Annotated in this window: 17 protein-coding genes and 1 pseudogene; 3 read left to right on the forward strand and 15 right to left on the reverse strand. The window is 40.6% G+C overall.

Annotation, left to right across the window (positions count from 1 at the left end; genetic code table 11):
* Window positions 1–785: pseudogene (locus AX663_RS03485) on the forward strand (transposase); the annotation flags it as partial.
* A 213-nt stretch (window positions 786–998) separates the two neighbouring features.
* Here AX663_RS03485 and AX663_RS03490 read toward each other — a convergent pair.
* The 4 genes from AX663_RS03490 to AX663_RS03505 form a co-directional block, all read right to left on the reverse strand.
* Window positions 999–5,555: a glycoside hydrolase family 70 protein gene (locus tag AX663_RS03490; protein WP_060972712.1), complete on the reverse strand. Its 4,557-nt coding sequence runs from the start codon at window positions 5,553–5,555 to the stop codon at window positions 999–1,001.
* Between the two features lie 426 nt (window positions 5,556–5,981).
* The gene (locus AX663_RS03495; protein ID WP_060972713.1) at window positions 5,982–10,457 is read right to left on the reverse strand and encodes a glycoside hydrolase family 70 protein; all 4,476 of its coding nucleotides are present in this window, start codon (window positions 10,455–10,457) and stop codon (window positions 5,982–5,984) included.
* Window positions 10,458–10,719: 262 nt separating this feature from the next.
* The gene (locus tag AX663_RS03500) at window positions 10,720–11,742 is read right to left on the reverse strand and encodes a glycosyltransferase (RefSeq protein WP_060972714.1); all 1,023 of its coding nucleotides are present in this window, start codon (window positions 11,740–11,742) and stop codon (window positions 10,720–10,722) included.
* Window positions 11,743–11,775: 33 nt separating this feature from the next.
* Window positions 11,776–13,056, reverse strand: a complete 1,281-nt coding sequence (locus AX663_RS03505; RefSeq protein WP_060972715.1) for a carbohydrate-binding domain-containing protein — start codon at window positions 13,054–13,056, stop codon at window positions 11,776–11,778.
* 379 nt (window positions 13,057–13,435) lie between these two features.
* On the opposite strand from AX663_RS03505, the gene AX663_RS03510 reads away from it, so the two are divergent.
* Together AX663_RS03510 and AX663_RS03515 are read left to right on the forward strand one after the other, a co-directional pair.
* Window positions 13,436–14,215: a polyphosphate polymerase domain-containing protein gene (locus tag AX663_RS03510; RefSeq protein WP_022495761.1), complete on the forward strand. Its 780-nt coding sequence runs from the start codon at window positions 13,436–13,438 to the stop codon at window positions 14,213–14,215.
* Window positions 14,208–14,891 carry a DUF4956 domain-containing protein gene (locus AX663_RS03515; protein WP_060972716.1) on the forward strand — a complete coding sequence of 228 codons (684 nt, stop codon included), beginning with the start codon at window positions 14,208–14,210 and terminating at the stop codon, window positions 14,889–14,891. Before AX663_RS03510 ends, AX663_RS03515 begins: the two co-directional genes overlap by 8 nt.
* Window positions 14,892–15,028: 137 nt before the next feature.
* Here the strand turns inward: AX663_RS03515 and AX663_RS03520 are convergent, their stop codons facing one another.
* The 11 genes from AX663_RS03520 to hisC all read right to left on the reverse strand — a co-directional run bounded on the left by AX663_RS03520 (window position 15,029) and on the right by hisC (window position 23,381).
* A complete protein-coding gene (locus AX663_RS03520; RefSeq protein ID WP_060972717.1) occupies window positions 15,029–15,823 on the reverse strand; it encodes a hypothetical protein in 795 nt (264 codons plus the stop codon).
* A gap of 207 nt (window positions 15,824–16,030) precedes the next feature.
* Window positions 16,031–16,345, reverse strand: a complete 315-nt coding sequence (gene hisE / locus AX663_RS03525) for a phosphoribosyl-ATP diphosphatase (RefSeq protein ID WP_002884043.1) — start codon at window positions 16,343–16,345, stop codon at window positions 16,031–16,033.
* 8 nt (window positions 16,346–16,353) lie between these two features.
* Window positions 16,354–16,692, reverse strand: coding sequence for a phosphoribosyl-AMP cyclohydrolase (hisI, locus tag AX663_RS03530; RefSeq protein ID WP_060972718.1), 339 nt, complete (start codon window positions 16,690–16,692; stop codon window positions 16,354–16,356).
* Window positions 16,689–17,447, reverse strand: a complete 759-nt coding sequence (gene hisF, locus AX663_RS03535; protein WP_002890735.1) for an imidazole glycerol phosphate synthase subunit HisF — start codon at window positions 17,445–17,447, stop codon at window positions 16,689–16,691. The genes hisI and hisF overlap by 4 nt, the downstream gene beginning before the upstream one ends.
* Before the next feature lies 1 nt (window position 17,448).
* Window positions 17,449–18,168: a 1-(5-phosphoribosyl)-5-[(5-phosphoribosylamino)methylideneamino]imidazole-4-carboxamide isomerase gene (gene hisA, locus AX663_RS03540; RefSeq protein WP_060972719.1), complete on the reverse strand. Its 720-nt coding sequence runs from the start codon at window positions 18,166–18,168 to the stop codon at window positions 17,449–17,451.
* A 48-nt stretch (window positions 18,169–18,216) separates the two neighbouring features.
* Window positions 18,217–18,825 (reverse strand): imidazole glycerol phosphate synthase subunit HisH, encoded by a 609-nt coding sequence (hisH, locus tag AX663_RS03545; RefSeq protein ID WP_060972720.1) that lies wholly within the window; start codon window positions 18,823–18,825, stop codon window positions 18,217–18,219.
* Window positions 18,822–19,406, reverse strand: coding sequence for an imidazoleglycerol-phosphate dehydratase HisB (gene hisB, locus AX663_RS03550; RefSeq protein ID WP_002888923.1), 585 nt, complete (start codon window positions 19,404–19,406; stop codon window positions 18,822–18,824). Before hisB ends, hisH begins: the two co-directional genes overlap by 4 nt.
* A 19-nt stretch (window positions 19,407–19,425) precedes the next feature.
* The gene (gene hisD / locus AX663_RS03555) at window positions 19,426–20,709 is read right to left on the reverse strand and encodes a histidinol dehydrogenase (RefSeq protein WP_060972721.1); all 1,284 of its coding nucleotides are present in this window, start codon (window positions 20,707–20,709) and stop codon (window positions 19,426–19,428) included.
* The gene (gene hisG / locus AX663_RS03560; RefSeq protein ID WP_060972722.1) at window positions 20,706–21,356 is read right to left on the reverse strand and encodes an ATP phosphoribosyltransferase; all 651 of its coding nucleotides are present in this window, start codon (window positions 21,354–21,356) and stop codon (window positions 20,706–20,708) included. The genes hisD and hisG overlap by 4 nt, the downstream gene beginning before the upstream one ends.
* Complete coding sequence (locus AX663_RS03565; RefSeq protein ID WP_037601023.1) at window positions 21,349–22,329, reverse strand: ATP phosphoribosyltransferase regulatory subunit; 981 nt, start codon at window positions 22,327–22,329, stop codon at window positions 21,349–21,351. The genes hisG and AX663_RS03565 overlap by 8 nt, the downstream gene beginning before the upstream one ends.
* Complete coding sequence (gene hisC, locus AX663_RS03570) at window positions 22,326–23,381, reverse strand: histidinol-phosphate transaminase (RefSeq protein ID WP_060972723.1); 1,056 nt, start codon at window positions 23,379–23,381, stop codon at window positions 22,326–22,328. Before hisC ends, AX663_RS03565 begins: the two co-directional genes overlap by 4 nt.
* Window positions 23,382–23,854 lie beyond the last annotated feature (473 nt).

Raw genomic sequence — 23,854 nt, forward strand, 5'->3', positions numbered from 1 at the left:
TAAGGACGAAGAATAGGCTGCACAAAGTTCTTCAAGTCGCCTTCCCAGAAATCGAGATTCTACTATCTACTCCTGCAGGTGAGCAATATTAGAATCTCGTGTCCATCTTCCCAACAAAGCATTAGGTGCTGGAATTATCGGAAGTTGAGTTGAAAGAGACTATTCGCCAGTCAACCTCTAAACGCATTTCAGAGAACAGAGTAGGTAACTTGGCTGAGAAGCTAGTTGGACTGGTAAAGCAATCTTATTCTGCCATTTCAAAAACCTCTCCTATAATAGAAGAGGTTAAGTATAATGCACAGAAACTTATAAGGTTGACAAGCCGTCGAGAACAAGTTTTAGAACAGTTGATAGAGTTAGCTAAACCTCTACCTGAATATGTGATTCTTCTCTCTATTCCTGGCATCGCAGAGACAACGGGTACAAGCGTTATTGGCGAATTAGGAGACATTCGTCGCTTTACGTCTGCTAATCAAATCAACGCTTTTATCGGTATTGATCTCAAACACTATGAGTCGGGAGATTTCCTAGGTCAAGAGCATATTACTAAGCGTGGGAATCCTTGTGCAAGAAAAATTCTGTACAAATCTATTCGCAATATCGCTTCAGCTAGCCATACCAATCCTTGTCATATCGCAGATTTCTATGAGAAACGAAACAGACAATCGACAATAGCTTCAACTAAGCCACATACGATTTCCTCTATACATCGTCTCATTCGAACAATGTATTACCTCATTACGCATAACAAACTTTACGATTACTCTTTGACCCAAAATCGATAAGGCTGTCTATGCCGTATTATGGTAACACCTTGTTTCAAAAAATACCAGATGAGGTGTTTTTTTAGCATGCCCATTTATGGATCAAAAAGTGTTAAAAATAAGACAGTAACCTCAGAATAGCCACTATCTTATCTCTTTTTTTACTTAAAGCCTTGATAGACTTGGCAAATGGTAGAAAAAGAGAACCGAAGTTCTCCTTTTTATTTTATTCTATTAGTTTAACACTCTAGGTGGGTAAGCAATACCAGTCTTATCAAAGTAAACGTAGATTCCTGGTTGGATTTCTATCCATGTGCTGATGGCTTTCTTACCACTATCACCATAGTAATAGCTAATACGACCATTGCCAGCAGTTACCGTTTGTCCTTTTACTTGTTTACCATCTTTAGCGAAGTAATAGGTATCAGCACCGATTTTAACTTCACCAGTTACTGTCTTACCATTAGAACCAATATAATACCAATTGTTATCACCTGTTGTGAAGAATTCATTAGTCAAACGTTCACCTGTTGCAGCATCGTACTTGCTATAGGTACCATCTGCATTCTTAACAACGCCACCTTTAACTTGGCTTCCATCTTCTTTAAAGTAGAGGTGTTGTCCATTGATAACTTGAGCACCTGTAACAGTCTTACCATTAGCGCCTGCATAGTACCAAACATTGCCATCAGTTGTGAAGAATTCGTTAGTCACTAGCTCTCCAGAACCTTCTTTGTACTTACTATAAGTACCATCTGCATTCTTAACAACGCCACCTTTAACTTGACTTCCATCTTCATTAAAGTAAAGTTTTTGACCATTGATAACTTGAGCACCTGTAGCGGCAACACCATTTTCATCGAAGTGGTACCATTTACCATCGATGTTCCTCCAAGTGTTCTTGATAGCATTACCAGTATGAGCTTCGAAGTAATAAGTCTTACCTTTATAGGTTGCTAACTTATCTTTAGTTTGGAAACCATCTTCACCAAAGTATTGTGTGGAACCATCGATAACAGTAAGACCTTTAGCCATGACACCTTCATTAGTGAAGTAACGGAATTTCACAACCTTAGATTCATTACCATCTTTATCAGTTTCAGTTACATCAAATTTAGTGTAACCACCCTTGTACATTTGACCTTTATAGTTATAAAGGTAAGTATTACCGTTAGCATCAACATAGAAGGCATTGCTCAACATGATACCATTTGGCAAGAAACGATAAACATCTTTACCATTTGGTGAGTATTCACCATTTGTAACCATGTGACCACGTGCATCAAAGTAATAGGTATTTCCATTGAAAGTAACAAAGGCAGATTTAGCTTGATTACCACTTGTACCGAAGTAAGTGATTCCCTTACCATCATTTGAGAACCCAGTAACAGCCTTTTCATTTCCTGTCAATTGAAGAGGAATGAAGTTACCTTCTTTAGTGACAGTGAAATATTTACCAGTTGCTTCATCGCTAAGTACATAGCCAACACCGCGGTCAAGAACGTTTGTTCCGTTGAAGTATTTAGCCTTCCATTGTTTCAATTTAACAGAATCATCAATTGGTTTACCAGTTGAGATCATGTTTTCCGTGAACATTTTAGGGTACTTAGCTTTAAGTTCAGCTAAGAATTCGCCACCATATTGAGCTTGGTAATCCCTACCTGATGACTTAGAGTTAGCTACATAAAGTGAGTGATCAATGATAGCATCTGCAATCTTACGTCCTGCACCGTCAGTACGAGTCGCTGTTACGACTTCTTTACCTGGCAATTGGTAAATTTGGTCTGGAACCCAGTCAGCGATTGCTTGGATACCCGCTTTGTGAAGGGCTTTAAGAGCATCACGAAGATCTTCTTTAGAACCATATTTATTGTTCTTACTCATGGCAAGATCATAACGATCTGCAAAGGCATAACCATTTTGGATAACTGAGTCAAGGAAGGTACCGTCATCGGCAGATACAAATTGTGGTGCCATTTCAAATGATGTTACGCCCCATGATTTGAACAAATCAACATTTTCAGCAATCTTACGGTTAGTATAGACTGAAGGATCTGAACCATCCGGGATAGTTTGGAAGTTTGAGAATCCTTCGTAGATCAATTGTGAATCATAAGCCTCAGTCGCTTTAAGGGTCAATTCGCCTTCTTTTTTAGCTTCTGTTGAAGGTGCTACACGGATATCTTGATCATCTGAAGCTCCGACTGGAACCCAAACTGCTACGAAACCTGACATATCAAATGTTTCATAACCCTTGATGTCATTAGCGCCGAAAGTCAAGACACCATTGCTGTCTGTTTCTTTCACGTAACCTGCTGCGATTGCCTCTGCATCAGATGTAAAGTTCTTGATACCATCAGCTGTACCAACAATCAAAGCACGGTATTTCTGGTTGGCATGGATTTTACCCATTTCAACATTAAGTTTAGCTGACTGATCCAAAGTCAATTTTGGATTATTCACTACAAGAGTTACCTGACCAGAGGTACGGCTGTATTTAGAACCTTCTGTATCGTCAGCTGTCATGATGTCTTTACCATAACGTACTGAAGTGTAGACTTCACTTGTGCGGTAAAGTTCAACATCTGAATTGTCCATCTTACCATCAGTTGGCAACCAGTAAGAACGTTGCGCTTGTCCACCAGATACATACTTGATACGGTTCTTCATCAAGTTAACGATGGTGTCGTGATATGGTGATTTAGTTTCCATATAGTGACCGTCATCTGTATAAAGGTCTCCATAGTAGACACGAGTGATCGTTTCCATGTTCTGCAACATTACAGCATAAGCTGCAGGGATGTTATTCAAGGTATATTTCTTATTGCTGCTGAGCATGTCTTTGTTGTAAATTTCAAATGCTTGCTTCATTTCAGAATCAGAGATAGTGAAACCATCTGATTTTTTATTGATTTCTTTCTTAATGATTTCAGCAATAATATCTTGAACGTTGTTATCATGGGCACGGATAAAGACGTAGTTTCCTGACGCGTCTCCGTATTTCTCATTGTATTTACCAATTGTAGACTGTTTAGCTGTACCGTCTTCGTTGTAGGCAGTGCTTCCATCTTTGTTAATCCAGTCAGTCTTAAAATCGCGTTGAGTCGTATTGAAAGTATTGTTATACAAAGGACTTACAGCTGGTGTACGATCCTTAATTGGTTTAGCCAATGAGAAAAGGAGGGCCAAACGTTGTTTATTTTCCATGGCAAGCGCAGCACCATCAGTCTTGTCATTGTAATGGTTGTCGTTAAGACTCCACGCTTCAAGAACTGAGATATGAGCAAGAGCTTGCGCCTCAGATTTATTTACACCATAGTACTCACGGAAGTAGTTTGTGTAGAGTTGAAGCATGTCTGCATCGACATTATCTACCGCGTCGACACGGATACCATCGAAGTTAGCATCCTTGTCACCCATAACGATTGAACCCCAGTTCATAAGGTAGTGGATTTGGTTCAATTGTTCCGCTTGAACAACTGGGTTTGACAAATCTACGTCATTAGCTAGCAAGAAGTCGAAACCGCCCATGTGGTTTGGATCTGACTGCTCATCAAGAACTGACTTATCAATTGTACCCTTTTGATTAGTAGCCGTATGGTTCAAAAGACGATAGTTAGAGTTAGCCCATGGTGTACGTGAATCATTTACATAGAGAAGGGCACCACCTTGAAGGTGATCTTCGCCGCCACCTTTAGAGTAGTTTTCAGTTTCTTTGTTCCATTGTGGTTGTGTCTTAACAAAAGCAGAAATAGTTTCACGCAACCATTGTGTTGATTTTTCAGCCTGAATCTTTTGTTCAATCTTAACTTGGATATCCTTAGCAGCAACATTCAAAGTTTCTTGCTTATCTGTGCTAGTGTATTTAGCATCCAAGTTAAATACTTTAGACATGTAGTTCAAGTAGTTAACTTGTGTATCTACATTTGGCCACCAAGCCATCAAAAGTGGACGGAAATCTTCTGCCGTTGATGCTTGCCAAGTTACACCATCTTTGATGATAGAAGCTGGACGGTACCAGCTATCTGCAGTCAAATAACCATCAATCAATTCAAAGCTAGCTTCAGATGAATCGTAGGCACGGTTATTTATTGAGAAACCATCAACAATATTTGTTGTTCCTGGTGTGAAAGAGTATGTTGATGAGCTTGTAAGGGCACCATCTTTACCGAAGTAAAGCAATTGACCATTTACAGTAATGGCAAAGTTTTCTTTGTGTGAACCATCTTCATTAACATAGTAATATTTACCATCAATGTTTTTGATGTTTTTCAAGGAAAGCGCAGCTTCTACTTCTGAATCTTTCAAAGCAGCTTCTGGCGCTTTAACTTCTGTGTTTACAACTTCAGCCTTCACTGTTGCTGGTTGTTCTTCTGCTTTTTCAGTTGTAACAGCTGGTGCATCTGTTGTCACAACTGCTTCTTTATTTGGAACAGCTGCCACCGCTACATCAGAAGTTGTTGCTGTTGTAGCTGCTTCAGCTGTTGCTTGTGTGTTCGTTGTAGTTGCTGTTTCGACGGCATTTGTTTCTTTAGCAGGCGTTAAAACATCTGCTTCTTTTGTATTTGTACGTTTATCGACTTCTTTGGTTGCTTCTGTAGAAGTAACTAAATCGGCTGTTGTATCTAAATTTGGTTGAGTTACTATCTTATCTTGAGTTTCATCCGCTGAAACTGAAGATGTTGTTGCAGACAATCCTCCTACGACAGTAGCAAGTGCTGCAGAGGCAACTGCAATTGTGACCCATTGCTTCTTAACTTTATGAAGCTTATAGTGTACCTTATTTTCCATTATAATTTTCCCCGTGATTTTATTTGTCAAAATCAGACTGAAATCTATCCGATTTCAAACAATTACATTATATCATTATTTTCTAACTATTTCTCGAATTAATTGTTTTTTTATAAATTATATGTAACATAACAGCAACATTAGAAAAGTTTTGTAACACACCTATTTCATAGGCTTTCAATTCTCATTTTCATATCATTTGATAAGTAAAACTATTTTCTATAAAAACCACTAAAACCCTTGATACAATGGCTTTTACAACGATTCTGACTCAAAATTGATATTTGTCAGATTTTTTTCTTTAAGGAGCAAAAAAAGGCAAAATTTCTTTAAACGATTCTCGTTTTCAAGAAATTTCACCTATAAATTCATGTCAAATCATATCGTTTTTCACTTAATCTCTCAGATTAAGATTAGATTGATTGATTATTTATCAAAATCAGCATAACCATTTTCATCGAAGAAGACAGTCTTACCGTCTTGGAAAGTGATCCATGTGTTTGTCACACGTTCTCCAAGAACTGATTCGTAGTATTCCACTCCTTTTGGTGTGCTGATTGGGCTACCTTTAACTTGACGTCCCAAATGATCAAAGTAATACTCTTTACCATCGATATTTTGGCGTCCTGTTACAGCCTTACCATCTTTGAAGTAGTACCAAACATTGTTACCAGTTGTCAAGAAACGGTTATTGAGACGCTCCCCTGAATCTTTATCATAGTAAGAAAGTGAACCATCAGCATTCTTAACAAAGTCACCTTTAACTTGGCTACCATCTTCTTTGAAGTAATAGTTTTTACCGCCAATGCTATAGGCACCTGTCACGATTTCACCATTATCTTTGGCATAGTACCATGTCTTACCACCATCAAGAGTGAAGAAATCAGATTTGACTTGGCTTCCATCAGCATTGAAGTAATAGTTAAGGTGGTCAATTGTTTGACGACCTGTGGCGAGGTTACCATCCTTATCAGCATGGTACCACTTGCCGTTTACTTCGAAGAACTTGTCTTTAACCTTGTAACCATTATCTACAGTGTAGTAGCTAATCTTGCCATTTTCAGTAACAAATTCACCTTTAACTTGGGCACCATTTGCACGGAAGTAGTATTCGTGACCATCCAAAGTAAGGGAACCTGTCACATTTTTACCAGCTGCATCACGGTAGAACCATGTTGAGCCATCCGTTGTGTAGAATTCACCCTTCTTAGCTTGTGCATAGCCTTGATCGTTGAATTCATACCAGATACCATCGATTTCTGCCCAACGATTTGTATAGGCATTACCTGAATTTTTATCGAAGAAGTAGAGTTTCCCATCTGGAGTCACATACTTAGTGCCTTTAGCTTGGAAGCCATTTTCATCAAAGTATTGTAATCCTCCACCAGCATAAGTCAAGCCAACTGCCATTTCTCCAGTTGATGAGAAATAACGGAATTTAGCTTCTGTTTCTGAAGTACCTTCTTTCGGTACATCGAATACAAAGTAACCATCTTTGTACTGCTCACCAAAGCTACCAAAGTAATAATATTTACCATCTTGCTGATAAATAGAATCGCGAAGCTGGATACCATTTGGTAAGAAGAAATAAGTCTTACCATCGATGTCTTGACGACCAGTTAACATATAACCTTCTTTATCGAAGTAATAGTAATTTCCAGCATATTTAATGAAGGCATTCTTAGCTTGGAAACCACTATTATCAAAGTAGGCCATACCCTTACCATCATAGTAGAAACCTGTCTTACCACCTTGGTCTGTCAAAGGTTTTGGCAAGAAGATGCCATTATCAGTAACTTGATAATAGCGACCAGTAGCATCGTTGCTGAGAACATAACGATTACCACGACCAAGGATATTAGTACCATTCATGTACTTAGCAGACCATTGCTTGATTTTAACAGATGGATCAATCTTCTTACCAGTTGATATCATCACATCTTCAAACAACTGTGGATATTTCTTTTGGAGCTCATCAAGGAACTCACCACCATATTGAGCTTGGAAGTCCTTACCTGATGATTTAGAATTTGCAACATATAAAGTGTTATTGATATAAGCATTGGCCTTTGGAGTACCATAACTATTAGCACGTGTTGCTGTTACAACTTCTTGTCCTGGCAATTGGTAAAGTTGATCTGGAACCCAGTCAGCAATTGCTTGAATACCTTGCTTGTGAAGCGCCTTAAGGGCATCACGAAGATCTTCTTTAGAACCGTATTTGTTATTCTTACTCATGGCAAGGTCATAACGGTCAGTAAAGGCATAGCCATTTTGGATAACAGAATCAAGGAAGGTACGGTCATCAGCCGATACAAATTGAGGAGCCATCTCGAATGATGTGATTCCCCATGACTTGAAGAGTTCTGCATTTTCTGCAATCAATTTATTAGTATATTGGCTATCTTTTTCAACAAAATCTTGGAAGTTTGAGAAACCTTCATAGATAACTTGTGAGTCCAGTGCTTCAGTAGCAGAAAATGTCTTGTCAAGTTTCTTATCTGAACCTTTAACACGGATATCTTGGTTATCAGGCGCACCTACTGGTACCCAAACACCAAGATAACCTCTCATATCAACAGTTCGATACCCCTTGATTTCATCTCCACTGAAAGACAAGTTTCCTTCAGCATCGGTGTATTTAATTTTTCCAGCTGCTGCTGCATCATTTTCGTAAGTGACAATTCCCTTATCAGTACCAAGAAGTAATGGACGGTAGGCTTGGTTAGCATGAAGTTTACCCATGTTAACTTTCAAAGTACCATCACCCAGTGAGAAATCCTGATTATTGGCAATAAGGGTCAACATACCAGAATGTTTACTTGTTTCTGCTACACCCGTAGTTTGGTCAGCAGTCATAATATCTTTACCGTAACGAACAGATGACAAGATTTCTTTTCCATTGAACGTGTCGACTTTCATCGATTGTCCACCTGAAACATATTTCATACGGTTCTTCAAGAGCGTTGTGATAGCATCGTAGTAAGGAGACTTGGTAGCCATATATTGGCCGTTATCCGTATAAAGATCTCCATAATAAACACGAGTTACCTGCTCCATATTTTGAAGAATCAAAGCATAGGCAGCTGGAATATTGTTAATAGTATAACGTTTTTCTGCCTTCTTCATATCTTCATTATAGATTTCAAAGGCACGTTTCAATTCAGCATCAGTCATGGTATAACCATCTGATTTTGGATTGATCTCTTTTTGAACAATATCACGAATGATATCTTGAACAAGGTTATCATGAGCACGCGCAAAGATATAGTTAGCTTGTGTATCTCCATACTTACTATTATTTGTACGGTCTGTCAAACTGCTAGTAATCAAATCTTTCAATGAAGAGCCCGATCCATAAAGTGCACCCATAATTGCATAACGAAGGTTATTATCCATGGCAAGGGCTGCACCATCATGTTTTTGATTATAAGCATTATCATTTAAATCCCAAGCTTCAAGGATAGAAATGTGAGCGAGTGCATTGGCTTCAGATTTATCCACACCAAAGGCCGCACGGAAGTAGTTTGTATAAACTTGGAGAAGGTCTGCATCGACATTGTCAACTGCATCAACACGGATACCATCAAAGTTAGCATCCTTATCACCCATAACAATTGATCCCCAGTTCACAAGATAGTGAATTTGGTTCAACTGCTCAGCTTGCACAACTGGATTTGAGTTATCAACGTCATTGGCAAGTAGGAATTCATAACCACCCAAGTATCTTCCTGTACCATTTAGAGAACCATCTTGGTTACTTGGTGTACGGTTAAGCAAACGGTAATCAGAATTTGCCCAAGGTGTCTTGTCATTATTGACATAAAGAAGAGCTCCCCCTTGAAGGTGGTCAGCAAGGGTATAGTTTTCAGTTGTAGTATTCCACTGGTCTTGTTCTTTTACAAAAGACTCAATTGCTTGACGAAGCCATTCAGTTGATTTTTTAGCTGAAATTTCTTGTTCAATCTTAATTTGAATTGTCTTAGCAGCTGCATTCAATTCAGATTGACTTTGGCTGGTTGAATAAGTTGCGTTAAGGTTAAAGTGTTTAGAGAAAGTATTGAGGTAGGCAACTTGTGTATCTACATCAGGCCACCATGCCATCAAAAGTGGACGGAAGTCTTTCTCAGTTGATACACGCCATTTTTCACCATTTTCCAAAATAGTGACTGGACGATACCAGCTATTAGGTGTCAAATAACCATCTACCAACTCAAAGCTTTCTTTCTTAGAATCGTAAGCACGATTATGTGAAGAGAAAGCATCAACTAGATTAGTTGTACCTGGTGTGAATGAGTGTGTTGATGTGCTTGTCAAAGCACCGTCTTTACCGAAGTAAAGTAACTGGCCATTTACTGAAACAGCAAAATTTGTTTTGTATGAACCATCTTCTTTGACATAATAGTATTTACCATCAACTTGTTTGATGTTGTCCAAAGAGAGTGCTGCTGTTTCTTCTTTTTCAGTAACACCAGATTTTGGTTTTTCAGCTACTGTAAGCGTTGTATCTGTCGCTGCTGCAACTGGTGTTTCTGTTGTCGCACCATTTGCTACTGCTGCACGATCAGTTGTTGCTGGTGTTGCAGTATTAGTAGTTGTATCTGCTGCAGTGGTTGCTGCCGCAGGAGTTTCGACCGTTGCAGTATCAGCAGCCTTGTCAGTTGTTGTTGCTGTCGCATCTGTCGTAGCAGTTGCTGCTGGAGTCGCTACTTCATGCGTTTCGACTACAACATCGCTTTCGGCTGTCGTAGAGGCAACTGGTTGAGTTGTTTCATCCGCTGAAACCTTTTGATTAGCTACTGTAGCACCACCTACAATAGAGGCAAGTGCTGCCGAAGTGACGGCAATCGTCACCCATTGCTTCTTAACTTTGTGAAGCTTGTAATGTACCTTTTTTCCCATTTTAGGTCCTCATTTCTTTTTCCTAGTTTGAATGAAAATCTACATAATTCAAACATTTTCATTATAGCATATTTTTTTCAAGCATTTGGAGACTTTATCAGACCTTTTAACTTTTTAATCATAATGTAAATTGAAAAACATTTCGACAATCATTAAAAACTACCGAATGTCGAAAACGGTAGTTCTTTCTATATTTTTAGAAGTAATCGAGAGGTAAATAAGCTATCTCTATTCAATCAGTTAGCGATTTTCAAGTCAGCTATTAAGCAAAAACGACGTTATGTTGGACCCTGTAGCTGACTAAAAAGAGCAAGGTTTCTGTCACCAATTTTGCCAGAACCAGGCCTAAACCAATAGCAACTAAACTACTAAGTAAGAAATAGTTACAGGCCAGGAGGACCAGGACCAACATAAAGTAACGAACACTCGATCTAAAGAGGGAGCTTGTCGGATTAAAGACCACATTAGCGTTCAGCAAACACTGGCTGGAAGCCGAAATGACACGGGCTAGCACGACCGAAAGAAGCAGATTTTTCGTCAAGGCAAAGAGCACAAATAAGGCTGTTGCATCAATGACTGAGGCCAGGACGGCCGTGCCAGAGAACTTTAAAAAAGGGCTGTAAATACGGATGGAATCACGAATGGGGCGAAAGTGCGAACTTTTATTTTCCTCCAGATAAACGGTCTCGATAGGGACTTCAGAGATTTGGTGGCCTGACTTTTTGGCTTCAAGCAACATATTAAACTCGTACTCAAAACGATTGCCATCCAGATTAAGAAGCCATGGAATCAGGTCGGTTGACATGCCTCGAAGCCCTGTCTGAGTATCTGTCACCTTTTGGCCAGTTACTAGACGGAAAAGTCCAGCAGTCACCTTATTCCCAAAGCGGCTACGTGCTGGTACCTTACCAACAAAGGCACGCGCACCCAAGACAAGATGACTTGGATTTTCCTCGGTGACCTTGGCCACACGGACAATATCTTTAATCAGATGCTGACCGTCACTGTCAACTGTGACAATAGGTTGCGCCGAAAGGTGCTGACCGACTACTTCTTCTTGAATGTGAGCAAAGGCTGTCTTGAGAGCTGCTCCCTTTCCTTTATTGACAGGATGGGTAAGGACAGTCGCTCCAATAAAAGCTGTTTCGTCGTAATAGTCGTTATAGCCTGGGCCACTCCCATCATTAACGACAATAATACGGGCTTTAGGGAGTTTTATGGTAATATCTTGAACCACCTGAATCAGGCGTTTGTCTGGTTCATAAGCTGGAATAATAATATACATAGGCACTTCCTTTCTGTTTCATCCTATGACTCTTTAGTGACCTCCGCGAAAGCCACCTGGTTGCCCACTACCTTGGGGACCACCATCACCTTGGGGGCCACCGCCACCAGGCATTGAGTTTTCAATCTTAGTTTGTTTTTCACCATTGATAATAATGTCACCACCGGTATTGGTTGCTGAACCATCAAAGTCAAAGCCAGATTGACCAGTCAGATTGATTGTTCCACCCGATACGAAAATATCGCCGTTAGAGTCAATTGGGTCGGTATCGCCCTGGCCAACCTCGACATTTAGGGTTCCACCGGTCATCTTGAAGATAATTTCACTTTGACTGGCATTAGCATTGGCCGCATTGACACCATCATCCGTTGCATAGACATCGATGTTTCCACCATTGATGGTCACAGATTTACCTTCGATACCTTCAGTTGATTTTTCAACCTTGTAAGTACCACTATCAATAATCAGGTCACCAGAGGCATGAATACCGTCATCACCGGCCTTAATGGTCATGGTATTGTCAGACAGATACATGGTACCTACTGAGGTGTCGTCATCATTATCGACCTTAACAGCATCTTCTTCAGCCTCAATGGTCATAGTTGTTCCTGTGATGTTGAGTTCATCGTTGACATTGAAGGCATCACCGACTGAGGAAATCTTATAGGTACCGCCAGTCATATGAAGGCTGTCGTTGGCTTTAATACCGTTGTTTTTCTTGGCATCAATGTTTAGAGTACCTGTACCGTTAATGGTCAAATCTTCTTTAGAGAAAATCACAGCATCCGCATCTTCATCACTATTAGAACTTGAATCAGAAAGTGTGTTTGTAGTGCCATCTTTAAGTGTCAGGTAGACATGACCAGCTTTTGTGGCGTTGATTGCTGCATTTGTATTAGTCATGGTAACACCATCTAGAACAATATGGACATCATCTGAATCCCCAGCGTCTACCTTGATTTGCAAACCGTCGGATTTTCCTGAAATGACGTAGGTACCAGCTTTGGAGATGGTTACAGTTGAACCTGATAGGGCTGCACCATCACCCGAAACATCCGCAGATGAGCCTGATAACTTAATCTTAGTAGCTGAGCTTTCATTATAAGAGGTATCAGAATCTTTAGAAGTAAAATAATTGCTGTTGTTCTTATTTGTTTTCTTACTAGTCGTTGCTGTTACAGCACTTGTTTTTGATGTAGTGCTTGACGTCGTCCCAGTTGCCTGACTGCTTGATTGGCTACAAGCTGTCATGACTGTTAGGGCAGTCGCACAGGTCAATAAAGTCGTCCATTTTTTTAGTTTTTTTGATTTCATATTTTTTCCTCTCGGGTTCGTTTGGATGATTACAGTTTACGGGACTTAGCTAAAACATTTCTAAAGGTTAACTAAAACTTATCTTAAGTTAAGTTTGGTGAAAGTTTAGCTTAGGACTTCTTTCAGAAAAGTTCCATAGACTAATAGGCAAGCAAATGAATACTTTATATAGTAGTACTTTTGCTCTCAATTTAATTTTCTACTAAAAAATAAAAGCCAAATCTTGAAGTGACGGCTTTGTATCTCATCTAAGTGAACTCGCCTACAACTCGTGGGAAAAGATGGGACCTGCTTGGAGTTAAACTCCTTCGACTGGTCCCCCTATTATCCTGAGAGTTGCTTCACGGCTTTGTATCTTATCTATAAAAGGAGTTTTTTCATGGTTAAACAATTGGAAACACGTTTTAAACGTATTGAAACAAAATATGTGGTCTCAAAGGAAAATCTTGAGGACCTGCTTACTGATCTTAAGGAGTATTTAGTGGAGGACGATTATCCGACTTCTACCATTTCAAATATTTACTTTGATACGGATAATTTTGACGTCATCCAAGATGCCTTAGATGGTAATCACCGTCAAGAGAAAATCCGCATGCGTACCTACCTAGCCAATCCTAAAATTGATAGTAAGGTATTTTTAGAGGTTAAAGCCAAAGATGATGAAGGAATCGGTCATAAGTTTCGTCTCTTTTCAACACCGCTTGCCATCACTAACTTGATGACAGATGGTAAGAACCATGGTCAAATCACTGACCGCCAGCTCTTACAGGATATCCACCACTTACGTCAACGATATGATGAGGGGCTCAAACCTCGTATGTATATCTACTACGACCGTTTTTCGATGAAAGAAAAAGAGACTATCGAAGGCTATGCCTACAATAAAGTTCGTGTTACCCTTGACCAAAATTTGACTTACCGTGATGAAGACGTCAGTCTCTTTAAAGGAAATCATGGTTTTCCCCTTCTTGATGAAGATACGATTATCATGGAAATCAAGGCACCTGGCAAAAAGCCTGACTGGCTTCAAGCTATCTTAGACAAACATGGTTTGGAAGAGCAGAAATTCTCAAAATACAGCTGTGCCTATCATAAGTCTCAAGGTCTAGACTACGGACCACGTCCAGCACAAGAAAAAGGAGCTGCTGCCTATGTCTAATCTCTTCAATTCTATCTTTAATGATGCGACCGCAACCGCAAGTCCCCTTCAACTCATGCTGGCCTTACTGGTCAGTCTTGTTTTAGGATTGGCCCTAACCTGGACTTACAAATACCGGACCCTCTACACCAGAGAATTTGTCATCAGTTTGACCCTACTTCCATGTTTGATGACCCTAGTTATCTTCCTTGTCAATGGTAGTTTGGGGACCTCTATTGCCGTGGCAGGGACCTTTAGTCTCATTCGTTTTCGTTCTGCCACCAGCGGTTCTAGAGAACTAATCGCTGTCTTCATGGCCATGATTATTGGTCTGGCATCTGGGACAGGCTATCTCTTACTGGCTGTCCTCTTTACCATTTTCCTTCTAGCTGTTTGGCTTCTTTTGGAAAATCGTCAAAGTCGTACCGACAACCAACGTCGTAGACTCCTGACCATTAACGTCTCCTACCAAGACTTGATTGATCAAAAAATCACTAAAGCCTTGCTCAATTTCACCAGTGAATGTGACTTGATTTCCCTTAATACCACAGGTGGGGGTGAAACCATGCAACTGGTCTATGAAGTGGACTTGAATCCCCAAGTGGACGACTTCCAATTGACGAACCACCTTATCTCAAGTATTGAAAATTGTGACCTTGCCATAACCAAAAAAGCTAAAAAGAAAAAGAATTTGTAAGATAAAAAGACATCTCCAATTGATTTTTGGAGATGTCTTTTTGCATGTTTTGAGGTTAACATTTTCACTTAGCTATAGCCTATACTTCTATGCCACCAGTATGGAGTGCGAGATTATCGCAGGAATCAAAGTATCATCTAATCATCATCATCTTGGATAACCTTACCATCTTGTATGTTAAAGGTATAGCCAATATATACGGACTTGTCATAATTAGTGGAATTTTCTTCATCAGTTGTGAAAAAATAAAATTCGTACTCTCCGTCTGGCAGCTTGCTAGCATCCAGTTTAGTTACTGCCTCTTCTAAATCTTTCTTACTAGTATTTTCTGTATCGCCTACTTCTATTCTCATAGTGACAAGGTGTTCATCAATCATTGTTTGGTAGGGAATTTGATAATAGCCATAAAAATCATTCTTGCCATTTTTACGGTTTTCTTCAGCTAAATGAGCTTTACGATTATTAGCTTCTTGATCTATCAAAGTATTATCACTGAAGGAGAATTCTTCAATATCAAGGTCTAAAGATTGCTTTTTAAGTTCCTTGAAGAGTTTTTGCTCTTCTTTTTTTACAGATTTTTGTTGTAAATAGGTTTCCGAGTATAGACCAGGAGTCTTATATTCTTCACCATTAACTGTCCAGTCCAGGTTAAAAGTAATTTGTGAATCTAATGATATAGTTTGATTGTCGTAGGTTTCCTCTGAATAGGTATAATCGACATAAATACCTGCACTATCTAGAATCACCTTTTTGATATTCTTAACTTGGACCTTTCCCTTAAAACCATTATGAGCCAAGATTTTTTGCGTTTTTTCCCTGGCTTTTGAGTAAGCATTTGGAAGTACAACTGTACAACCAACTAAAAGACTAGAACAAAGGAGGAGAATTGCTAAACGAGAAAGAGTTATGATATAAGGAGTATTTTTCTTCATAGGACATCCTTCCTTTCCTCAATGATTTGTATAAATAAGCACACCAAATCCTTCAAATAAAACGAGCTTTCTTCACTCCTATTATAGCATTTTAAAGCGCTTTCTCATGGTAGTTAGAGGGACAAAATCATTAGAATTCCTCTAGCAAAAAAGCCTGAATCATCACTTCAGGCTTTTCATCTTAGTTCAAATCGGTTGAGATAATCCTCAATAATCTGTTACTTCTTTTCGGTCATGGACATTGCTTTGCTTGCCCTGACGTGCTTTAAGTACGGCTTCAACGTCTTCAGGGCTAACCCCTGTTTCAACGAGCATAACGGCTAGGTGATAGAGGACGTCTGCTGTCTCGTTGGCAATTTCTTCTTTATCAGCATTTTTGGCCCCAATCACAACTTCTGTCGCTTCTTCGCCAACCTTTTTAAGAATCTTGTCTAGTCCCTTGTCAAAAAGGTAATTGGTATAAGACCCTTCTTTAGGATTCTTTTTACGATCTAAGGCTTCCTTATAAAGTGTTTCTAACATAGCTACTCCTATCTGTCTTGTCTGTCATCATATATATCCGTAAAGAAACAGCTGTAGGCTCCTGTATGACAGGCTGCTCCTTCTTGTTCCACAGCGATAAGCAGAGTGTCCTGATCACAGTCAGTCTTGATGCTTTTAACATGTTGGAAATGACCAGATGTGGCTCCCTTATGCCAAAGCTCGTTTCTAGAACGGCTCCAGTAATGCATTTGTTTGGTCTCTAGGGTCAACTGATAGGACACCTCATTCATATAGGCCAACATGAGCACCTGCCCCGTCTTGTAATCGGTCACAATGACTGGTACAAGTCCCCCTTGTTTATCAAAATCAAGTTTAACCTCTGTCATCGTCTCACCTCAATTCCTGCATTTGCCAAGACTTGTTTGGTTTCGCCTATATTTACCTCACCAAAGTGGAAGATAGAGGCTGCCAGTGCACCCGTTGCTGTTGTCTTTTCAAAGACCTCTACAATGTCCTCAATATTTCCCGCGCCACCAGAAGCGATGATCGGAACATCAACGACTTCCGCCACACGATTTAGCATTTCCAAATCAAAACCAGACTTAGTGCCGTCCTTGTCCATGCTGGTTAAGAGAATTTCTCCAGCCCCCAAGGCGACGACTTCTTGAGCCCATTGGATGAGGTCCCTACCTGTATCCTTACGGCCACCCGCCACAAAAACATGCCAGCTCCCATCAGCCATCTTTTTGGCATCAATCGCAGCCACCACACACTGGTTGCCAAATTTTTGAGCACAATCAGCGATTAGTTGCGGGTTGGCAAGGGCTGAGGAATTAACCGCAACCTTGTCAGCACCAGCTTTAAGCATCTTGTTCATGTCTTCAACTGAACGGATACCACCACCAACTGTGAAGGGAATAAAGACCTGATCGGCAACGCGTCGCACCATGTCAACCGTTGTTTCACGATTGTCTGAAGTCGCTGTGATATCTAGGAAAACGAGTTCGTCACAGCCAGCCTCATAGTAAGCACGTGCAGAATCAACAGGGTCTCCAACGTCTGTCAAATTCACAAAATTGACTCCCTTAACGACACGACCGTCCTTGACATCCAAACAAGGAATAATACGTTTTTTAAGCATATTAACCTCCGAAAGACTTGAGCTGGTCTAAAGTGATATTGCCGTTATAGTAGGCTTTACCGACAATGGTTCCTGCCACACCAATCTCTTTTAGGTGATCTAAGTCAGCTACTTCTGCAATCCCACCTGAAGCAATGACTTTGGCGGTTGTGAGTTCAGATACCAAACGTTTGTAGTGATCAAGATTGGGTCCTGTCAGTGTGCCATCTCGATCAACATCTGTATAGACAAAGAGGGTTACACCCATCCTTTCCATTTCCTTGGCCAAGGTGATGTAGTCTACATTGCTTGTTTCCAACCAACCTTCAGTAGCGACAAACCCTGCCTTGGCATCAATACCCACGACAATCTTATCGGCACCAAATTCCTCTAAAGCTGCTCGAACGAAGTCAGGATTTTTAACGGCCATTGAACCGATAATGATACGGTCGATGCCAACTTCCAAATAGTCACGAATCTGCTCCAAGGTACGGATACCGCCACCAACTTCGATGCCAAGTCCAGAAACCTTCTTGACCTCTGCAATCAAGTCACGGTTAGTGGCACGACCATCAAGGGCACCGTCCAAGTCGACGACATGAATAAATTGAATGCCCGCATCCTTAAAGATCTTTGCCTGCTCAATAACATCTGGATTGACAACGGTTTGTTGGTTAAAATCTCCTTTAAAGAGACGAACAGCCTGTCCATCCTTAATATCAATTGCTGGTAGAATTTGCATCTCCCCTACCATCCTTTCTAACTAAAAAGTCTTTGTTCTCACTAGCTTCTAGGCTTTACATAACCCTGCAAACTTTTCAAGAATACCTAAGCCAATATCCCCTGATTTTTCAGGATGAAATTGGGCCCCATAAACATTGTCTTTATGAATCATGGCTGGTACCTCAATACTATAATCTGCGGTAACATCAATGTATTGACTAGGGGCATCTGTGAAATAACTGTGAACGAAGTAGACAGCTTGGCCATCTAAACCATCTGTCAAAGGGCTGGCTTGCTTAACAGCCAAATCATTCCACCCCATATGTGGGACAGGTTGCTCCTTGCTGGCTGGAATAGGACGGCAGACACCTGGAATAAAGCCAAGACCATCTGTTTCTTCATGTTCCAGTCCTTTTTCTGTTAAAATCTGCATGCCTAAACAAATTCCTAAAAGGGGAACTCCCTGTGCGACTGCCTCTTTGATAACAGCTACCAAACCTCTTCGCTCCAACTCTGCCATAGCCGTTGGATAAGCACCTACACCAGGTAAAATCAACCCATCTGCAGCTAGGATTTTTTCTTTATCGGCAGACAATTCTGCAGTCACTCCGATTTTTTCAAGGGCACGCAGAACATTTGCAGTATTCCCAGCATCGTAATCAATGACGATAATCATAGCATCCCCTTTGTCGAGTTTACGCCGTGAATGTCAGGATTGATTGTGATTGCCTCACGCAAGGCACGTCCTGTTGCCTTGAAAAGACTTTCTGACTTGTGGTGATTGTTTTTTCCGTGGAGAATCTTGAGATGGAGATTCATCTGAACATTGAAAGCCAAGGCTTGGAAAAATTCTTCTACCAGTTCTGTATCAAAATTACCCAATTTTGGATTATCGAAACTAGCATCAAAGACCAAGAAGCTACGTCCAGACAAATCTAAACTTGCCATTCCGAGGGTTTCATCCATAGGTACAAAAGCCGTTCCATAACGGTTGATTCCTGCTTTATCGCCCAAGGCCTCTTTAAGAGCTTGACCAAGGACAATACCGACATCTTCAACAGTGTGGTGACTATCAACCCAAAGGTCGCCATCAGCCTTAACCACCAAAGACATACGACCGTGGCGGGCAAACAAGGTCAACATGTGGTCAAAAAATCCGACACCTGTTTGAATATCTACTGGTTCTTGAGCATCCAAATTGAGGCTTAACTTAATTTTGGTTTCAAAGGTATTACGTTCAATTTCTGCTTGTCTCATAACTTCTTCCTCTACTCTCTCAATTATTGTCGTTTCTGACTTCAATTGCCTTGGCGTGGGCCTGCAAGCCTTCCGCATAAGCCAAGGTTGTGATATCGTGCTGAGCCTTATTAACTGCTGCCTTGTCGTATTGCGTATATTGGATACGTTTGACAAAATCATGCACGCCTAAAGCTGATGAAAAGCGGCTAGTCGCTGTCGTTGGAAGAACGTGGTTGGCACCTGCATAGTAGTCGCCAATTGGTTCGCTGGTAAAGTGACCAAGAAAGACGGAACCAGCATTTTCCACTTTTTCCAAGTAATCATAAGCATTGTCCATAGCAATTTCCAAATGTTCTGGCGCAACCAAGTTCATGAGTTCAAACATAGCATCTGTATCATTGGCAATAATAATCCGACCGTTATTTTCGATAGATGGACGAGCAATCGCCTCACGTGGCAAAAGCTTGAGTTGACGTTCAATCTCACTTTCAACTGCATCAGCCAAGGCTTGAGAATCTGTTACCAAAATGGCACGTGCACGTGTATCGTGCTCTGCTTGAGACAAGAGATCGGCTGCCACATAGGTTGGATTAGCGCTACTATCAGCAATGACACCAATTTCTGATGGCCCTGCAATCATATCAATACCGACAATACCGTAAACTTGTTTCTTGGCAGTCGCCACGAAAATATTACCAGGACCTGTAATCTTGTCCACTTTTGGAATTGTTTCTGTACCAAAGGCCAAGGCCGCAACCCCTTGAGCCCCACCAACTTGGTAAATGCTATCCACACCAGCCAATTTTGCAGCTACCAGGATCGCAGGAACAAAATGCTCTTGAGGCGGCGTAATCATAATAATCTCTTTAACCCCAGCAATTTTGGCAGGAATAACATTCATAAGAACTGATGACGGATAAGCCGCAGTTCCTCCAGGCACATAAACACCCACACGATTGATAGGACGGATCAATTGACCACGAATAACACCCTCACTTGGTTGGTCCTCAAAACCAGCCTCCAACTGATGTTTGTGATAAGATTCAATGTTTTCTTTGGCATTAACTAGGGCTTGGTAAACCTCTGGATCAATCTCTTTAAAGGCTTGATCAATCAAGTCCTGTCCAACTTCAAAATCAGTCAAGTCAACCTTATCAAATTTAGCTGAATAGTCACGAAGGGCCTCGTCTCCACGTTTTTTGACATCCTCAATGATAGCTTGAACAGTGCTTTCAACGTCTCTATTTTCTTTTGACAGTTCCAATTGCTCCTGATAAAGAAGCTCCGCAATTTCTTTATTTGTTCCAGTTAATCGTTTCATTCGAACGGTACCTCCTCGTTCCCTACAAGTGATTCAATCTTACAAATGAATGGTAGAACTTCCTTGTTATTTTTCAAAGAAGCCTTATTAACAATCATTCGTGCTGAAATCCTGCAAATATCTTCATAAACTTTTAAGCCATTAGCAACAAGGGTATTCCCTGTTTCTACAATATCGACAATGGCATCTGCTAGACCAATGACGGGGGCAATCTCAACGCTCCCTTGAATCGAAATGATCTCAACATCCTCACCCTTTTGATTAAAATAATCCGTCGCAATGGTTGGATACTTGGTCGCAATACGTTTACGCTTATGGTCATCAGGGTTATAGTCTTCTGTTGATGCTACGGAGAATTTACAAAGACCAAAATTAAGGTCTAACATTTCTAAATAGCCTGTCGGATGTTCGACCAAAACATCCTTACCGACAATCCCAATATCTGCGACACCGTGTCTAACATAGGTAGTCACGTCTGGAGCTTTGACCAAGAGAAAACGGAACCGGTTGTCAGGACTCTCGAAAATCAAATTACGTCCCTTATCGGCCATGAAAGACATATCAAAGCCAGCTTTTTCCAGTAATTTAACCGTATCTTTCTCAATACGTCCCTTGGTCAAGGCAATTGTGATTTGATTGCTAGTCATCCAAGTCACCTCCAAATTCCACATCGTCATGTACTGCTTGATAAACTGAGTCGATATCAATGGCCCAGCCAACCGCTGTTAACTCGGTAGCTCCAAAGCGTTCAAATAGTTTATCGTAACGGCCACCTGATACAAAGGCATCTGGTACCTTGTCACCGAAGACCTTAAACATCATACCCGTGTAGTAAGGCACTGCTGGTAATTGAGCCAAATCAAGCGTCGTCTCTGGGAGACTATCTGATAAACGATTAGTTAAAACTTCCAAACTATCCAAGGCCGTCAAAAAGGCTTCACTGTCCGTTAACTGTCTAGCCTTGGTCAGGACAGCATTTGTCTCACCAAACAAGAAGGGTAACTGCTCCAAGACCTTGTCATATTGACTTGGATTTTCTTTGGTGAACTCCTTAAGACCGGTAATCGATTTATCACGGATATAGGCCGCCAACTCTGCTTCTTTTACAGCTGGAAGGTTTAATTCTTCAAAAATGAGTTGTAGGAGGCGGGCATGTGAAAATTCAAACTTGTAATTTTTGACCCCTGCAGCATCTAGAGCCTCTTTAGCAGAAGCGATTGCTTCTTCCAATGCCTGATGAACTGGAAAACCAATGATTTCCACACCAGCCTGCGTATGCTCATTGGACAAGCCACGCATCTCCTCATTGTAGTTAAAGACTTTTCCAGAGTAAGAAAATTTAATCGGTGTATGAACTTGAGTCGAAGCAATCACGCGCCCAATTTGGCTGGTAATATCAGGACGTAAACTAACAAGATCTCCATTTTTATCAAAGAAATTATAGTTACCATTGTCCACAAGATCACTAAAGACTTCAAAATGCTCTAAGGTTGGTGTCTCAATTCGAAGGAACCCCTTTGTCATCAACAAGTCACAGATACGGTGTTCAATCTGATACATGGTACGGGCACGTTTGAAAAGTTTATCGTGCATTCCTAAGGCTAATGTCGTTTTTTTCATGCTTGTAACTCCTGTATTGTCATTAAGACGCGCTCCATCTCATCCTGCGTCCCAATAGAAATTCGTAGTCTATCTGAAATACGCTCCACTTTTGGAAAATAACGGACATAAATTTTCTTACTTTGGAGGTAGTCAAACAATTGACCTGCAGTCACTCCGTGAGGTTTGACCAAAACAAAATTAGTTTTTGAAGGTAGGATATCAAAACCAATCGCCTGCAATTCTTGGCTAAACCAGTCACGTGTTGCCATAATCTTTGCGCAAGTGTCCTCATAGTAGTCCCAGGACTTAACCGCTGCAGTCGCCAAAACTTCTGCGATGCTATCCACATTATAGGGATTGACTGAATTTTTGACGGCATTGATTACAGCCATTAGTTTAGGACTTCCGATGCCATAGCCGACACGCAGACCAGCAAGGGAGGCATCCTTAGAAAAGGTCCTAGTGATAAACACATTGTCATACTTTTCTAGGAGCGGTAAGGCCGTCTCCCCACCAAAGTTAATATAGGCTTCGTCAATAATCACAACAACCGACTGGTTAGCCTTTACAATCTCCTCAATTTGATTGAGCGGTTTATAAATACCTGTTGGCGCATTAGGATTGGTAATAACAATCCCACCATTTTCAACCAGATAATCTTGAGTAGCTATCTCAAACGAAGAGCTCAAAGGCACTTCTCTAAAAGGGATGTGGTACAAATCTGCCCATACCTTGTAAAAACCATAGGTCAAATCTGGAAACAAAACTTCTTCCTCGCTATTAAAGAAAGCTAGGAAAGCCATTGACAGGATATCGTCTGAGCCATTTCCGATAATCACTTGATCGGCACGCACACCCAACTGTTCAGACAAAGCCTGACGTAAAGCTGCTTGATCCAAAGTCGAATACTTTCGTAACTGATGGGCATCAAAGGATGCTAAAGCTTGATGAACTGCTGGACTTGGTTCATAAGCATTTTCATTAGTATTCAACTTAATGATATTTTTCTCAGCAGGCTGACTACCCGCTACATAGGGTTCAATCTTTCGTAATAATCCCTTGATTTCCATAGTTTATCCTTTCTGTTCAACTCCGACCAAGTGTACTGCCAGCTACACACTCTTAAAAAAGTGTAACAAAAAACGTCCTCGCAAAAATAACTTTTGCAAGGACGTTGGCACGTGGTTCCACCTTAATTCGAACAGGGGTCGCCCCCTCTTCCTCATGAAGTCACAAAGTATCACTTGTAACTCCCAGTCTCTAACGGAACCACCCGTCGTACACTACTGTCATCCAGAGTTCGCATACGCTCTCAAGAATGTGTCGTCTTTGATCTCATGCGTTCTCAGCTTCCCGCATTCTCTGTGAAACGATCTGACTTTTTCTATCAACGATTTTGATTTTAGTTTATTTTACCTGAAAATTTAGAACAAAGCAAGTCTTTTTTGTATATTTTTATAAAAAAATGAATTCCTTGTATATTTAATAGCCAAAACAAACTGCTGTGAAATTGAGTTCAAATAAATAAAAAGTTGATGCGGTA

Source organism: Streptococcus sp. CCH8-H5, from assembly GCF_001556505.1.
Taxonomy (GTDB): domain Bacteria; phylum Bacillota; class Bacilli; order Lactobacillales; family Streptococcaceae; genus Streptococcus.

What these genes read in the sequence shown, in the direction of transcription:
- AX663_RS03490 (WP_060972712.1), bottom strand. Translation starts at nt 5,555, where the DNA reads ATGGAAAATAAGGTACACTATAAGCTTCATAAAGTTAAGAAGCAATGG.
- AX663_RS03495 (WP_060972713.1), bottom strand. Translation starts at nt 10,457, where the DNA reads ATGGGAAAAAAGGTACATTACAAGCTTCACAAAGTTAAGAAGCAATGG.
- AX663_RS03500 (WP_060972714.1), bottom strand. Translation starts at nt 11,742, where the DNA reads ATGTATATTATTATTCCAGCTTATGAACCAGACAAACGCCTGATTCAG.
- AX663_RS03505 (WP_060972715.1), bottom strand. Translation starts at nt 13,056, where the DNA reads ATGAAATCAAAAAAACTAAAAAAATGGACGACTTTATTGACCTGTGCG.
- AX663_RS03510 (WP_022495761.1), top strand. Translation starts at nt 13,436, where the DNA reads ATGGTTAAACAATTGGAAACACGTTTTAAACGTATTGAAACAAAATAT.
- AX663_RS03515 (WP_060972716.1), top strand. Translation starts at nt 14,208, where the DNA reads ATGTCTAATCTCTTCAATTCTATCTTTAATGATGCGACCGCAACCGCA.
- AX663_RS03520 (WP_060972717.1), bottom strand. Translation starts at nt 15,823, where the DNA reads ATGAAGAAAAATACTCCTTATATCATAACTCTTTCTCGTTTAGCAATT.
- hisE (WP_002884043.1), bottom strand. Translation starts at nt 16,345, where the DNA reads ATGTTAGAAACACTTTATAAGGAAGCCTTAGATCGTAAAAAGAATCCT.
- hisI (WP_060972718.1), bottom strand. Translation starts at nt 16,692, where the DNA reads ATGACAGAGGTTAAACTTGATTTTGATAAACAAGGGGGACTTGTACCA.
- hisF (WP_002890735.1), bottom strand. Translation starts at nt 17,447, where the DNA reads ATGCTTAAAAAACGTATTATTCCTTGTTTGGATGTCAAGGACGGTCGT.
- hisA (WP_060972719.1), bottom strand. Translation starts at nt 18,168, where the DNA reads ATGCAAATTCTACCAGCAATTGATATTAAGGATGGACAGGCTGTTCGT.
- hisH (WP_060972720.1), bottom strand. Translation starts at nt 18,825, where the DNA reads ATGATTATCGTCATTGATTACGATGCTGGGAATACTGCAAATGTTCTG.
- hisB (WP_002888923.1), bottom strand. Translation starts at nt 19,406, where the DNA reads ATGAGACAAGCAGAAATTGAACGTAATACCTTTGAAACCAAAATTAAG.
- hisD (WP_060972721.1), bottom strand. Translation starts at nt 20,709, where the DNA reads ATGAAACGATTAACTGGAACAAATAAAGAAATTGCGGAGCTTCTTTAT.
- hisG (WP_060972722.1), bottom strand. Translation starts at nt 21,356, where the DNA reads ATGACTAGCAATCAAATCACAATTGCCTTGACCAAGGGACGTATTGAG.
- AX663_RS03565 (WP_037601023.1), bottom strand. Translation starts at nt 22,329, where the DNA reads ATGAAAAAAACGACATTAGCCTTAGGAATGCACGATAAACTTTTCAAA.
- hisC (WP_060972723.1), bottom strand. Translation starts at nt 23,381, where the DNA reads ATGGAAATCAAGGGATTATTACGAAAGATTGAACCCTATGTAGCGGGT.